Here is a 12,818-nt window from a genome sequence, read left to right as displayed (position 1 = left end):
GCCCGCAACGCAGTGCGCAGCCGCGACGCGGTTGCGGTCACGATTCAAAGCTCCCAGTCGACAGTGAAGTCATGCCGAAGCACCAAGTCGACCAGGATATCGGTGCGATCCGCGAGTAACCATGACTCGATCGTGAACGCGTCGTGCGCAAAAAAGGCGTAATTGGTGGATGTTTCGGGCGTGGTTCGCGAGCGGTACACGATGGCGTCCAGATCGTGCCACCAGCGTCGGGCGGCGTCGGCGAGCTGATGGCACTGTTGCCAGACGCGGGCCTGCTGCCCCGTGCTGATCTGGTCGTCGACGTCCAGGGCATCCAGGTTGCGTTGGGTCCGCAGGTCGAGAATCCGCAACGGTCGATTCGAGACCAGACGGACCACGTGCTGATCGACGTGGTCAGCGGGAATCACCCGTCCGGTGTCGCGGTAGCGCTCGCGGAAGGCGCCTTCGTGGGCGGTCGCGGCGTAGCGGGTACGGAATCCTCCCGACGACGGGTCGAACCTGAAGCGCGGCTGGGGAAATCCGCCCCAGGTCCACTGCGCAGGTTCGGCGGCCTCGACCCGCCACAACACGACGCCGGCGGACAGGGTGCGACTGGCCAGTCCGGCCGGTCGCTGCCAGGGCAACGGGCCGCGATACCCGGCCGCAACGCTAGGCACCGACGGCGGCGAGCAGCTGCCATGCCGTGGCGGCGGTCTTCTTGCGGCGCAAACCTTCGGAGATCGACGCGCCCGCCAACTCGTCGCGTCTGATGCGCATGACGCGGTCAGCAGCCACCGCGTCGGAGGTGAATCGCGCGAGCAATTCCAGGATCTGGGGCAGGTCGGTGCGCAACCGGCCATCGGCGAACTGCCAGGACGGGAACCAGGTGTTGTTGCCGACCGTCGCGCCGAGCACTTTGCCGCGTCGGCGCAACTCGTGCACCGCCTGCGGCGTCTCGTAACCCAGGCGCGACTGGACTTCGCGCGTGGAGATGGCCCCGGCCCGAAAGTCGTCCATCAGTCCCTGGCGGCGTTCGTTGTTCAGCGTGCGGGCGGCGGCACGTTCCAGCTCCCCCATGGGCGAGGTCGGCGCGCCCAGCATGGCGTCGAGCAGCTTGGCGAAATCGGGATCGCGCCGAACTCTTTCCTCGACCTGGCTCACGAGCGTGCTCATCGGAGACATGCAACCCATCCTATCCGAACCGCCGCTAATTGAAACAATTGAAACACGCTCAGCCTGGCGGGCGGGAATACCTGCGGCGCACCACCACCACCCCGAGCACGACCGGCACCGCCAGCACGGCCAGCCACGGGATGAGGAATCCGACCATCAACACAGCGCGGTGAGCGGTCGATAGCAAGGAATGCCAACCACGTTCGAGCGAGCCGAGGAAACCGGCACGGTCCACCGTCGGCTCGGCCAAGAGGTTGACGGTAATGGTGGCGTAGGCGACGTCGTCGTGCAGCGCGGTGCGCTGAGCCTTGAGTGAGTCGAGTTCGGCCTGCCGCTGCGTCAGTGAGGACTCGGCGGAGAGCAGGTCGGCGGTGTTGGTTGCCTTCGCCATCAGTTCCAGCAGCCGGGTGACGGAGGTTTGCAACGCGTCGATGCGCGCATCCAGGTCCACCCGCTGCGTGGTGACATCGGTGTAGCGGATCGACATCGATTGCACTGCACCGAGTTTCTTGGCGTCAGCCAAGATGGCATCCACCTTGTCTGCCGGGATGCGCAACACCAGATCAACCATCGGTGACGACGACGTCGAGTGCTCGGCTCGGGAGTCGACCCGTCCACCGGCATCGCTGACGGACGACACCAGTCGGTCGGCGGCCGCCGCGGGTTCGGCCACCCGCAGCCGCAGCGATCCGTTGGTGACGACATCGCGGGGTGTGGAGAAATCTTGCGGGGCTTCTGGTGACCCCAAAGGTGCCGGGACGACGGTGTTTTCCGCTATTCCACCTCTTATCGCCGGCCGGCCCGCCATCGTGGACGGCGCGGGTTTGCCTGCCACCGCGCCATTGCGCGTGGCGGCGGCGGAGTCCTCACGGCCGAGCGACCAGACCCATCCGGTAGCCAGCACCAGCAGGCCCGCCACCGCCACCGCAATGACGTTGCGCAGCTTGACTGTTCGGGGCTCGCGTGCGGACCTGGACGTGATCGCGACGGGAAGACCTGAGTCGGCGACCCGGTCCCAACCGGCCGGCGCTTCGACGGGTTGCAGCACGCGGTGCGGGATCTGCCCCTCGGCTATCACCCGGCCTTCTCGGCTGGCGACGTAGGCGGTGAACCGGCACAGCACGCCGAACCGCACCGAGGTGTCGACGATCCGTTGTGCCAGTTCGAGGCGCGAGCCGTGACCGTTGCCGGCGAATGCTGAGACGTACCGATCCTCGAGGTCGCGCAGATGCGCCCGCGCCCAGCGGGCGGTGACCCCGACGGCGTCACAGCGCTCTGCCGTCACAGTCCTGGACCACGCCTCGCCCAAACCGCTGACACCACTGACCGTCAGCGACCCCGTCGCATCCCCGCGGTACCGGCCGGCCACCACCAGCGGGATGCCCGGATAGAGATCGGGTAGCCGGGCCGGGCTGGCGGTGTCGTCGATGGTCGCCAACCCCTCGGCGCTCAGGGTGAGCGCGTACGCGACGGGCGTTTGGACGCGGCGGTGAATCGATTCCATCACCTCGTCGAGGCGGTCTTCACTTTCGACGAATTCGGCGCTGCCGCCGCCCATTCCGGCCAGCCGGCCGAGGAATCCCCCGTTGGCAACCTGATCGATGCCGACCGCATGCACCCGTACCGCGCTCAGGTCATCGGCGACGCCGCGCAGGATCTGGTCCTCGTTGCCCACGTGTCCATCGGTGACCAGGACGACGACGGCGTCACGCGCATCCGCAGTCCCGCATAGCAGTTCGAGTGCATGGCGCAGGGGCGCGAGGAGGTCCTTGCCGCCGGCGGCATCAACGCGGGCGAAATGCTCGACGGCGCGGTACCGGTTGCGGTCGCTGGCCTCGACCAGTTCGTCGGGGAAGCCCTGCGGGTGGTCGAAGCGGTCGGCGAAGGTGAGCACCGCGAACCGGTCGTCGCTGCGGAGGGAGTCGATGATGCGTGCAGCGGCCCGCCGCGCGGCAGGCATCTTCCATCCGGCCATGCCGGCGGAGCGGTCCAGCACCAGCACCAGATCGAGCGGACGCCGCGGTGTGCCGTCGTCCGGCGGCAACACGGTGAGCTGGTAGGTGCCCTCGTCACCGTCGGCGTCGGGAACCAGGACGAGCGTCGCGGTGTGGTCGTCGGTGCCATAACGCAACCGCAGGATGAAGTCCCGGTCAGCTCGTTCACCGGGCTGCACCCGTAAGCGTCCATCGTCGCAGGCCACGGTGGGCAGGTTGGAGCGCACCTCGGACAGATCCAGACCGGCGGGATCGATCCCGACCTCGATGCTCAGTGCAACCGGATGGGGAAATCCGGGCAAGAGCACCGGCGGGGTGATGCGCGACGCGTCGGGAACCGCGTCGGTGTCATCGGCGTAGCCGTCGCCGACCGGGAGGCCGGTGCGCGGCTTGCCGGGCACGTATCGCGGCGCAACGACGAGTGGAATGCGCAGCGTTGCCTCGCCGTCCCGGTAGCTCAGCGGGTTGACCAGCGTGATCGCGACGCCGATCCGCTCACCCGGCTTCAAGTTGGCGACCCGCATGGTGAAGATGTCCGGTCGCTCCTCCTCGGTGATGGCGGCCGCCCGGCCCGCCGCGACCGCGTCGTCGTAGGCCCGGCGAGCAGCCTCCCGCTCACGTAACTCGGCGGCGACGGGCCGGCCGTCGACCGTCACCTGCATCCGGGTGACCGCGGCGTGTGCGGGCAGTGGGAAGACGTAGCTGGCCTCCAGCGCAATGTCGAAGGTGTTGACGAATTCCTGGCGCACCTCGATTTGGCTGGTGAGCCCGGTGATCTCGACCCGCACGTCGATGCGATCGAGCGGGAGGTTGCCTCGCTCGGTGCGCAGCGCGCCCAACCCGGAGGGGCTGTCGGCGCGCTGCGCCGCGGTCGCTGATGTGACGTTGGGGACGGTCATGATGAGCTCCGTTCATCAAGGGCCAGCAGACCGCGATCGGCCAGCAGTTGCATCAGCGGCGCGGCGGCCGCCCGGATCGCGTGGATGTCGTCGTGGTCAGGCTGACCGGGGACGAGCAGCAGCGTGCCACCGGGCAGCCTCACCGCGGTCAGCGTGGTGACCTCGGCATCGCTTGTGCCGTTGGTTGCGGCCTCGGGGGGCGGTTCGGCCCAGAACCGGGCTCTGCGGGCGGGCTCTGGCGTGGGTGTCGATACTGCCTGCACGCCCAGCAGATGGTCGGGCACGCCGGCGATGGCCCGCAGCTTGTCCTCGCCGGCCCCGGCCAGCTCGGCCTGGATGTCTGCCAGTGAAAATCCCTGTGCCTGCAGTCTTTTCACGGCGACGATCTGGAGTAGTTGGCGGGTGGTGTAGACCGCGTTACGCCCCTGCATGGCCGGCCGGTCCACCAGCCCGGTGGTGGTGTACCAGCGCACGACCCGTCGATCAGGCAGGTCGCGGACCCGCCCGTTGCGCGCACCCGGGTATGCAGGACTGTCCAGCGCGGCGGCCACCCGGCCGACCAGCTCATCCAGGGTCCACGACGGACTGTCGGGCATGAGTTGATAGTGACACTGTTAGCGTTACACTGTCAATGTTGGCGCTCAGGTCGCGAATTTCCGATTCGCATGGTGGATGCTAGGAAGGCCATTCACGTTCTGCGAAGGAGAGCCGATCGTGCCTGCTGCCGACGGTCGCGATTCGCCCGCCCGACGCCACCCACAGCGGACAGCGCCGGGTCTTGTCCGATTGGTGCTCGTGTGCAGTGTCGCCCTAGCTGGGTGCAGCCACGTCGTACCGGGCACTGCGAAGGTCGCCGAGCGGGGCTCGACATCGTCGAGCGGACCCATCCAGCCGTCGCAACTGGACGACCTGTTGACGCCGTCGGGGTCGTTTTCCGTGGTGCCCGGCAATCCGCTTTCTGAGGAGGACATGCAATCGGCGCTGTTCATCGGCGCTGATCCAGCGGCATGTCATGGGGTGGTCGGCTTCGGCCGCTATCCCCTGTTCCCGGCGACGTACACCGGACGCGAAGCCCGCACCCAGCAGGACCGACGCTTAGACCAGCATCAGCTGCTGGAGGTTTCGGCCACCTATCCGGCCACCTTCAACGCCGCCGATTTCCTGAACTCGGTGCGCAAAACCGTGACCGACTGCCATCACCCCGTCACCGCCTGGGGTGACAGCGGACGCAAGAGCACCGTCAACCCGACGCCGTTGATGCAGAGTCCGCCCGATGTTGCACAGTGGATCACCAACCTGGCCGGGCAGCAATGGACTTGCGAATTCGCCGTGATCGCCAAAGCCAATGTGATTTCGGAGATCGTCGGCTGCTCCCCCGACCGATCCGTGGACCTCGAGGCACTGGTCGCCAAGCGCCTCAAGAAAATTGCCGAACTGCTCAGGTCGACCTCGTGAACATCGTTGCGAATCAACCGGATTCGTCAGCGTGAGCCGCGGCCCGTCTGCTGCTGCAATTCGTCGATGAGGTCCGAGGCTTTCGCCTTGGTCAGCTCATCTGGTACGTCGTAGTCGGCTTCCCGGGCGAGCGTGTCCAGATAACTGCGCTGGGCTCCGGTCATCGGCTCATCTCCGGTGACCCACTCGGACGTATCCTTCTCCGCGTTCTCCAGCGGCGCCTGTCGGCTCTCTTCGTTCATGTCATCCCACCTCCGCCGAGAGGGATAGCCGTCGCACACCTGTTCGAAACATCGGAAGTTTGGGCGTTGATCAGCGCCCTGCGACGCCCACGGTGAGCAGGACGCACCCCACCGCAGCAAGCAGACCGGCGACTTCCAGGCGCCGCCGCGAGCCCACCCAGTTGTTCACTGCGGTCATCGTTCGGCGGGTGGCATCCGGCGCCAGCAAGCAGGCGACGAGCGATATCTCCACCGCCGCAGCAGCAACGACGTTGAACAACAACAACGCGCCCACCTGGGTCATCGCGGCGGCGCCGGAGGCCAGGATGACGGCCAGCGCCGCCAGGTAGTCCACCGACGGCAGGGCGATCCCCAGCCCGGCCACCGTCGCGACCCACAGCGCTTCGCCGTTCAGGAGCTGCCGAACCCGCGCCGGCAGTCTTTGGACGATGGACTCACGCCGGTCAGCATCTGCGGCCGGGCCACGGACGCGACGCCAGAGAACGGTCGCGGCCAGCACAGCGGCGGCCAGCACGGCCAATGCGCCGAGAAAGACCTGGACGTTGGGCAAGGAGAGATGGCCAGCGGCAATTACCCGTCGTCGCAGCACGAAGATCACGACCAGACCCACGGTGACTCCCATGGCGAAGCCGCCGCACAGGAACGCGATCAACTGCAGGGTCGGTTTCGGTCTGTTGAGCATGAGCACCGTCATGCCGATCCGGAACGGTTCCAGGCTGACGGCCAGGGCCATCACCAGGATGGTGATCCACAATGCGTCAGATTTCCGCTGCCGGAGAAGCGGTGTCGATGCTGACCAGTTCGGCCAGACCGCTCATGGTGAGGGCCGACATCAGCAGGGGGTGGGCGATGAGATGAATGTCGTCGGCATGGGCGAACAACGCGTTGATCGCGGCACTGTCCAGGTACTCCACGGCACTGAGATCGACGGTCAGCTTTTCCTCCGCGGCTTGGCCGGTTGCATTGGCCAAAGCCTGGTTGAAAGCATCGATATTGCTCAGATCGATCTCCCCCACCGCAAGCAGCACCAGCCTTCCGCCGTCCGTGCGCGCCGTATCGAGGGTCAGCAGGGTGGACATCAGGCAATCCTCGCAGATAGGCGGACGATGGTTCCGGCGTTGTCGGTGTCGATGGTCACCTCTTGCATCAGGCGTCGCATCAGTGCGATTCCGCGTCCGCGCTCGGATTTGACCGACGGCTCGGTGGCGGGTTTCCAGGAACCGGTGTCGGTGATGGTCAATTGCACTTCGTCGACCAGCGCGACCGCATCCAGACAGATGGTGCCCGGCGAATCGTTGCGGTGGCCGTGCTCGATGGCGTTGGAGACGGCTTCGCCGGCGGCGATCAGCACGTTCGTGGTCTGCTCTGGACGCATGCGGGTACTGGTCAACCAGCGGCGCAGAGCGCTACGCGTCGGCGCCAGGTGGCTGGCATCGGGCGGGAACTTCAATTCCAGCGGGGCCGGGTGGCGGTGGAGCAGCAGGACGACGTCGTCCTGATAACCACCCGTCGGTTCGACGCGGGACATGATCTCATTGGCCAGCTGATCCAGCTCGGCGGTTTGGGCGCCTTGCACGACGGCGGCGACCTCGGCGATACCGTGCTCCAGCGGGACGCGGCGGCGCTCAACCAGACCGTCGGTGTAGAGCACCAGTGTGGAACGGACCGGCATGATCACGGACGCTTCGGGACGAGACCAGTCGCGTCGCACCCCTAACGCAATGGTGTGCCCATCGTCGAGGATCTGGACGGTGCCATCGGCATGGACGAGGATCGGCGGCGGATGGCCGGCGCTGGAATACACCAACTCACCGGTCCCGGGGTTGAGCACCACACACACGGCGGTGGTGCACTGGGCGCCGGGCAGCCGCGCAGCGAAGCGGTCCATCCCGGACAGGGCGGCGGCGGGACTGGGGTTGTCGAAGAGCAGCGCGCGACACGCGCTGCGCACCTGACCCATCACGGTCGCGGCGGTCAGATCGTGGCCCACGCAGTCGCCGACCACCATCGCGATGCGACCATCGTCCAGCTCGACGACGTCGTACCAGTCGCCACCGACCTGCAGGGGCCGGCTGGCGGCCTGGTATCGCACCACGAATCCGCCCGGCAGGTGGGCCGGTCCGAGAATCGCGTGCTGCAGCGCCAGGGCCGTCTCGCGCTGCTGGTCGACCTGGTACACCCGCTGCAGGCCCTGTCCGAGACGACCGGCCAGCACCGTGAGCAGCGTCTGGTCCTCGAGGGTGAACCGTCGACGGTCGTCCAGATCGATCCAGACGACCAGCACGCCCTCGGGATGCTGCAGAGCGATGCCTGCGGTACCCGGCTCGGTGGTGTTCGGCGTGAGCAGGTCGCCCTCGCGTAACGCGTTCAGCAGTTGGCGGGTGCGCGCCGGAAGATCGGCCCACTGCACGGACTCACCGACCGCCACGACCTGAGGGATGTAGCCGGGGTTTGGCTGGGAGCTGCCGGCGGGAAAGGTGACCGCCAGGACACGACGGGCGCGCCACTGCCGGCGCAACTCCTCAGCCGCGGCGCGAAGTGCGTCGTCGAGGGTGTCTGCTTGCGCAAGTTCCTGGTTGAGCGCATGTTCGCGGCCGGCTGCCAGGGCCAAGGCGATGGCCGCGTGGCGGGCGAAGTCACTCACCAGGTCGAGATAGTCGGCGCCGAACTGCGGCTGCTGCGGGTGCCGGGCGACCGCGATCACGCCCAGCACGGCGTCCTGGGCGATCAACGGCATGACGATCGCCGGGCGTTCGCCGACGTCGGTGAACCCCTCGATCGGGTAGGCGAAGGAATCCGTGATCAACGGCAGGCCGCGCCGCGCCACGCCACCGGTGGTGGAGCCTTCCATCGGGACCTGCCGACCGATCACCTCCGACGCGTACCGGCCGGCGGTAGCGGCCACGACCAGCGTGTCCACCTCGTCGGCCGGCAGGTCGGGCTCCCCCGGGACCAGCAGAATCGCCTGCTCGGCGTCGGCCAGCTCCAGCGCTCTGTTCACGATGAGCTGCAACGGGCCCGTCTGCGGGTCGCCGGATAACAGCGCGGTGGTGATTTCGCGGCTGGCCTTCGTCCATTTCGCCGACTCACGTTCCCCTTCGAAGAGTCGCGCGTTATCGATGGCGGCGGCCGCGGCGGAGGCCAAGGCCCACACGGCACCTTCGTGGGAGTCATTGAACACCCGGCCGGGCCGGTCGTCGGCGAGGTAGAGGCTGCCGAAGTCGACGCCCCGCACTGTGATGGGTATTGCGAGCAGTGCCCGCAGTGGCGGGTCGCAGGCGGTTAGGGCACCGGCCTGCGGGTGAGTGCCCAGGTCGTCGATGCGGATACCCTCGCCCACCGGCAGGGCGCCCAGCTGCCGCGCGGTGGTGTCGTCGAGGCCGTTGTGCACGAACGTTGTCAGCGCTTCATCCGATGCGCGGATAGCGAGGGTCCCGTACGGGGCGCCGGTCAGTTCCATCGCCGCGTTGACGATCCGGTGCAACGTCACGTTCAGGTCCAGATCCGAACCGATCTCGACGATGACCCGGACCAGTTGTTCCATCTGGTCCCGTGCCGCCACCAGCTCATCGAGCTGTTCATGCATGCGGGTAACCAGGTCACGCCGTCCCAGCCAGGCGAGAGCAGCTTCTCCCCGGTGGTTGGTCATAGAAACAACCTAAACCCTGGGTGGGTGGTTCTTGCTCAACGCTTGAATCGTCGTGGCGCACGGGGCCCCGAGCCGAGTCGCAGCGGGTGAGTAATCGACTACTCGGGTTGCTTACCCGTCGTCGGCGCCGAACGCCGCCCGCTGCACTTCGCGCAGCGCATGCAGCTGCTCGAGGTAGTGCTCCAGCGAGTGATGGACGAAGCGCGCCGACACTGTGGTGGTGCCACCGGCGGCCAGGGCCAGCAGTGTCTCCGCTGTCGCGTCCGGTTTCGCGACGGGATCGAGGGGATGCTCGGCAGGCATGACGACCTCGAAGCCGGCGGGTAGTTCGTACCTCGGCAGCCACTGGGCTGCTGTCTCGATGGAGACGTTGAACGGGCACCAGCCGTCGGCGAGGGTGACCGCCCGCCGCAGGGAGCGTCGGGTGCGGCCGCCGATCCACAGCGGCAGGTGCTGCTGCAGCGCACACGGGTCGACCGTCAGTCCGCGGAATGAGTAGTAGTCGCCTGCATAGGTGGGTTCGTTGCTCGGCAGCGCGACTCGCAGTGCGCGCAAAGCGTCGTCGCCGCGGGCGCCGCGGTCTTCGAACGGGGCGCCCAGCAGGTCGAACTCCTCTTTCAGGGACCCGACGCCCAGCCCGAGGATCACCCGTCCCGCGCTGACGTGATCGAGTGTGCCGTAACGCTTGACGATTTCCAGCGGGTGGTGATAGCCGAGCACCAGGGTCATGGTGGCGAAGCGGATCCGCGTGGTGCGCGCCGCAACGTAGCCGAACGTGGCGAGCGGATCCCAGTAGCGCGCGCCGCGTCGCGCCGTCTCGGTCGAGGGCAGCCCGATGTGCTCGCTGCACGTCATGTGGTGGTAGCCGAGTCGGTCAGCGACCTCTGCGACCCGTCCGATTTCCTGGATACCTGCGTCCTTCTCCCACTGCAGCGGCGCCCCACCGACATTGGTGACGACCGGGGTGGCGATGCCGAGTTTCACCGCAGCGGCTCTTCGCCCGCCAGGATGGTGCGGTGCATCAGGCGACCGCTGTCCTCCGGGTAGGGCAGCACCCGGTGCATAGTGCCGGTGTTGTCCCAGATCAGCAGATCGCCGGGCTGCCACCGGTGTTGGTAGACATACTGGGGCTGGGTGGCCCAATCACGAAGGCGCGCAAGCAACGCGCGGCTGTCCTCGACCGACAATCCGAGGACGTAATCGGCGGTTGCGCCCAGCAGCAGTGACTTGCGGCCAGATTGATGGGTCCACACCAGCGGACAGGTCTTGGTGGACGACTGTTGCCAGAATGCCACTTCGGTGTAGCTCATCTCCGGCGTCACGTAGTACTGCGAGCGTTCCGCGCTGTGCACGACGCGCAGTTGCGCGATCTGTTGCTTGTCTGTCTCCGGCAGGTCGTCGTAGGCCGCGTAGGTGTTGCAGAATTCGGTTTGGCCGCCGGTGTCGGAGAGCGTGACCGCCCGCAGTAGCGTGGCCAGATTCGGCAGCGGCTGCAGGGAACCGTCGAAGTGCCAAAACATGGATCCCTTCAGGTATTTGGCCCGCTGGTTCACCTTCTCGTCGAGTGAGATCTTGTTGATGCCGCCCTGACCTTCGTTGGCGACCACAGTGCCGAGTGTGTTGGCGATAGCCACTTGCTGCTCGTCGCCGATGTCCAGCCCGCGGAAGAACACCACGCCGCGTTGTTCGAGGATCTCGCGGATCGAGGCGGTCTCGCGGCCGCTGAGCAGCGTGTCGAGGTCGGTTCTGATCTCGCTGCCGATCGTCGTTGTCACGTCGACGATTTCGAGCTGCGCGGAGCTGAGGCCCATGAGCTTCAGCTCACTCTCGTGAGGATCGTGGTGGCCGAATGCTTGACCCGCGGCTGCTTCCACAACTCGACGGCCAGCGAGACGGTGATCAGCGAATAGAGCAGGTTGCGCAGGTTCGCGACGTCTTCGGGCAACTCCTCGGCGTAGTCGAACTTGTCGACGTAGGCGACCGCCTCTTCGGCATACGGGAAGATTTCGTCATAGAACGTCCGGATCTGATCCATCGAGCTGCTCACCCGTTTGACGTAGCGCTGGTGCCCGTCTTCGATCGCCCACTCCGGCACCAGATGTTCCAGATGTGAGAATCCCTCCGGCAGGATGCTTTTCACTTGATCTTTGCCTTTTCGCCGGCCTCGACATAGTCGCCGACCACTTTGTGCAGATGCCGCAACAAGATCTCCTCGTCGTTCATCGTGAAATGCGTGAGGACACCGCTGTTGAGCATCGCCTGCAACCCTTCGGAAGGACTGGCGTCTTCCAGGATGATGTCGTTGAGGTAGGTCACGGTGAGTTCCTGGCCGAGTCGCTCCTTGTGCGATGTCGGTGGCTGGTAGTACATCTCGGCCTCGAAGATGTGCGAGTGCGGACCCGTCGGCCAGTGTGCATGGGTGCTGAATCCCGACGACCCGAAGATGATCACGAAGTTGGGGAAGAACTGGAACGAATCGAAGCCGTATTTCTCGGATTTGGTGGGGTTGATGCCCTCCGGCATCGGACCCCGATCGAGTTTCTTGTTCCACGGCCCAGCCGCGCTGGCTTCCATCACACATTCGATTGGCTTGGAGTACTCCGTCTTTCGCGACGGCTCACCGGAGAAGGAGAACATCCGGTGCGGGCCGTTCAGTTGATAGGCCAGCGCGTCGGTAAACGGGTTGGGCTTGTCCAGGGCGTCTCTGGCCTCCGCGGTGACGCTGCCGAATGAGGTCGCGTGCAGATACGGGCCGTGGTAGCTTTCCGCGAAGCCATCGACGAATATCTTCCAGTTGCACTGCAATTCGGCGGTGAACTTGTAGACCTGGTGCGGACCTTCGAAGGGGTAGCCCTCGATGCCGTGGGCGAGCTCACCGAGGTAGGAGCGCAGGGACTCGGTGTTATCGGGGTTGAGATTGATGAAGATGAAGCCTTCCCATACCTCGCACTGGACCGCCGGCACCCGGCAACTGTCGGCGTCGAAGTCCAGCAGCAGATCCTTGCGGGTGGCCGCGTGCAGCGTGCCGTCCAACTTATAACGCCATCCGTGGAAGCGGCAGTACAGCAACGGCGCGCGGCCGGACACCTCTTGGAAGGGATCGTCCTCCCACAGCATTTTGTTGCCACGGTGCGGGCAGATGTTGTGGAAAGCGCGGACCACGCCGTCCTTGCCCCGCACGATGATGATCGAGGTGTTTAGAAATCTGAGCTCGCGGGTGAAGTAGCTGCCCGAACGCGGGACGCGCTCGACGCGGCCCATGTAGAGCCACGTTTTCTTGAAGATGTGTTCGCGTTCTTTTTCGTAGAACTCTGTCGACACGCAGTCTTCCAGCGAGACCGGACCGCGCCCGAGTTCGGGGTAGGCGTCGGTCCAGTGTCCGCTTGCGGGTTTGGTCACCAGGCTGTTGTGACTCATGAGGCCCTCC

General features: G+C 66.2%; 13 protein-coding genes. 1 reads left to right on the top strand and 12 read right to left on the bottom strand.

Translation table 11 applies throughout. The features are described from left to right. Positions 1-44 precede the first annotated feature (44 nt). From AC5Y6Y_RS00515 to AC5Y6Y_RS00500, 4 genes are read right to left on the bottom strand one after another with little or no spacing between them, the layout of a single operon-like run. Complete coding sequence (locus AC5Y6Y_RS00515) at positions 45-656, bottom strand: RES family NAD+ phosphorylase (RefSeq protein ID WP_463824671.1); 612 nt, start codon at positions 654-656, stop codon at positions 45-47. Beyond that, positions 649-1,152 carry a hypothetical protein gene (locus tag AC5Y6Y_RS00510; protein WP_499928892.1) on the bottom strand — a complete coding sequence of 168 codons (504 nt, stop codon included), beginning with the start codon at positions 1,150-1,152 and terminating at the stop codon, positions 649-651. The genes AC5Y6Y_RS00515 and AC5Y6Y_RS00510 overlap by 8 nt, the downstream gene beginning before the upstream one ends. A gap of 58 nt (positions 1,153-1,210) precedes the next feature. Beyond that, entirely contained in the window at positions 1,211-4,045 is a 2,835-nt protein-coding gene (locus AC5Y6Y_RS00505; protein WP_499928890.1) for a DUF4349 domain-containing protein, read from the bottom strand. Beyond that, on the bottom strand, positions 4,042-4,641 hold the full coding sequence (locus AC5Y6Y_RS00500) for a MerR family transcriptional regulator (RefSeq protein ID WP_499928889.1): 600 nt from the start codon (positions 4,639-4,641) through the stop codon (positions 4,042-4,044). Before AC5Y6Y_RS00500 ends, AC5Y6Y_RS00505 begins: the two co-directional genes overlap by 4 nt. A gap of 76 nt (positions 4,642-4,717) precedes the next feature. On the opposite strand from AC5Y6Y_RS00500, the gene AC5Y6Y_RS00495 reads away from it, so the two are divergent. Further along, complete coding sequence (locus AC5Y6Y_RS00495; RefSeq protein WP_499928887.1) at positions 4,718-5,500, top strand: sensor domain-containing protein; 783 nt, start codon at positions 4,718-4,720, stop codon at positions 5,498-5,500. 26 nt (positions 5,501-5,526) lie between these two features. Here AC5Y6Y_RS00495 and AC5Y6Y_RS00490 read toward each other — a convergent pair whose 3' ends face one another. The 8 genes from AC5Y6Y_RS00490 to AC5Y6Y_RS00455 all read right to left on the bottom strand — a co-directional run bounded on the left by AC5Y6Y_RS00490 (position 5,527) and on the right by AC5Y6Y_RS00455 (position 12,808). Next, entirely contained in the window at positions 5,527-5,742 is a 216-nt protein-coding gene (locus tag AC5Y6Y_RS00490; RefSeq protein WP_463824676.1) for a DUF3072 domain-containing protein, read from the bottom strand. A gap of 70 nt (positions 5,743-5,812) precedes the next feature. After that, on the bottom strand, positions 5,813-6,496 hold the full coding sequence (locus AC5Y6Y_RS00485) for a GAP family protein (RefSeq protein ID WP_499922762.1): 684 nt from the start codon (positions 6,494-6,496) through the stop codon (positions 5,813-5,815). 4 nt (positions 6,497-6,500) lie between these two features. Then, positions 6,501-6,821 carry an STAS domain-containing protein gene (locus AC5Y6Y_RS00480; RefSeq protein WP_463824678.1) on the bottom strand — a complete coding sequence of 107 codons (321 nt, stop codon included), beginning with the start codon at positions 6,819-6,821 and terminating at the stop codon, positions 6,501-6,503. Beyond that, positions 6,821-9,391 (bottom strand): SpoIIE family protein phosphatase, encoded by a 2,571-nt coding sequence (locus AC5Y6Y_RS00475; RefSeq protein WP_499922759.1) that lies wholly within the window; start codon positions 9,389-9,391, stop codon positions 6,821-6,823. The genes AC5Y6Y_RS00480 and AC5Y6Y_RS00475 overlap by 1 nt, the downstream gene beginning before the upstream one ends. A 111-nt stretch (positions 9,392-9,502) precedes the next feature. After that, positions 9,503-10,375 carry a TIGR03619 family F420-dependent LLM class oxidoreductase gene (locus AC5Y6Y_RS00470; RefSeq protein ID WP_463824680.1) on the bottom strand — a complete coding sequence of 291 codons (873 nt, stop codon included), beginning with the start codon at positions 10,373-10,375 and terminating at the stop codon, positions 9,503-9,505. Then, positions 10,372-11,202 (bottom strand): TauD/TfdA dioxygenase family protein, encoded by an 831-nt coding sequence (locus AC5Y6Y_RS00465; protein WP_499928885.1) that lies wholly within the window; start codon positions 11,200-11,202, stop codon positions 10,372-10,374. Before AC5Y6Y_RS00465 ends, AC5Y6Y_RS00470 begins: the two co-directional genes overlap by 4 nt. Before the next feature lie 5 nt (positions 11,203-11,207). Then, positions 11,208-11,531 carry a hypothetical protein gene (locus tag AC5Y6Y_RS00460; RefSeq protein WP_463824682.1) on the bottom strand — a complete coding sequence of 108 codons (324 nt, stop codon included), beginning with the start codon at positions 11,529-11,531 and terminating at the stop codon, positions 11,208-11,210. Then, complete coding sequence (locus AC5Y6Y_RS00455) at positions 11,528-12,808, bottom strand: aromatic ring-hydroxylating oxygenase subunit alpha (protein WP_463824683.1); 1,281 nt, start codon at positions 12,806-12,808, stop codon at positions 11,528-11,530. Before AC5Y6Y_RS00455 ends, AC5Y6Y_RS00460 begins: the two co-directional genes overlap by 4 nt. Positions 12,809-12,818: the final 10 nt, after the last annotated feature.

The organism is Mycobacterium sp. NGS24, from assembly GCF_059813065.1.
The sequence above is the reverse complement of the archived record's forward strand: the minus strand, read 5'-3'. Positions and strand labels throughout refer to the sequence as shown.

What these genes read in the sequence shown, in the direction of transcription:
- AC5Y6Y_RS00495 (WP_499928887.1), top strand. Translation starts at nt 4,718, where the DNA reads ATGCTAGGAAGGCCATTCACGTTCTGCGAAGGAGAGCCGATCGTGCCT.
- AC5Y6Y_RS00505 (WP_499928890.1), bottom strand. Translation starts at nt 4,045, where the DNA reads ATGACCGTCCCCAACGTCACATCAGCGACCGCGGCGCAGCGCGCCGAC.
- AC5Y6Y_RS00455 (WP_463824683.1), bottom strand. Translation starts at nt 12,808, where the DNA reads ATGAGTCACAACAGCCTGGTGACCAAACCCGCAAGCGGACACTGGACC.
- AC5Y6Y_RS00480 (WP_463824678.1), bottom strand. Translation starts at nt 6,821, where the DNA reads ATGTCCACCCTGCTGACCCTCGATACGGCGCGCACGGACGGCGGAAGG.
- AC5Y6Y_RS00465 (WP_499928885.1), bottom strand. Translation starts at nt 11,202, where the DNA reads ATGGGCCTCAGCTCCGCGCAGCTCGAAATCGTCGACGTGACAACGACG.
- AC5Y6Y_RS00500 (WP_499928889.1), bottom strand. Translation starts at nt 4,641, where the DNA reads ATGCCCGACAGTCCGTCGTGGACCCTGGATGAGCTGGTCGGCCGGGTG.
- AC5Y6Y_RS00475 (WP_499922759.1), bottom strand. Translation starts at nt 9,391, where the DNA reads ATGACCAACCACCGGGGAGAAGCTGCTCTCGCCTGGCTGGGACGGCGT.
- AC5Y6Y_RS00490 (WP_463824676.1), bottom strand. Translation starts at nt 5,742, where the DNA reads ATGAACGAAGAGAGCCGACAGGCGCCGCTGGAGAACGCGGAGAAGGAT.
- AC5Y6Y_RS00510 (WP_499928892.1), bottom strand. Translation starts at nt 1,152, where the DNA reads ATGAGCACGCTCGTGAGCCAGGTCGAGGAAAGAGTTCGGCGCGATCCC.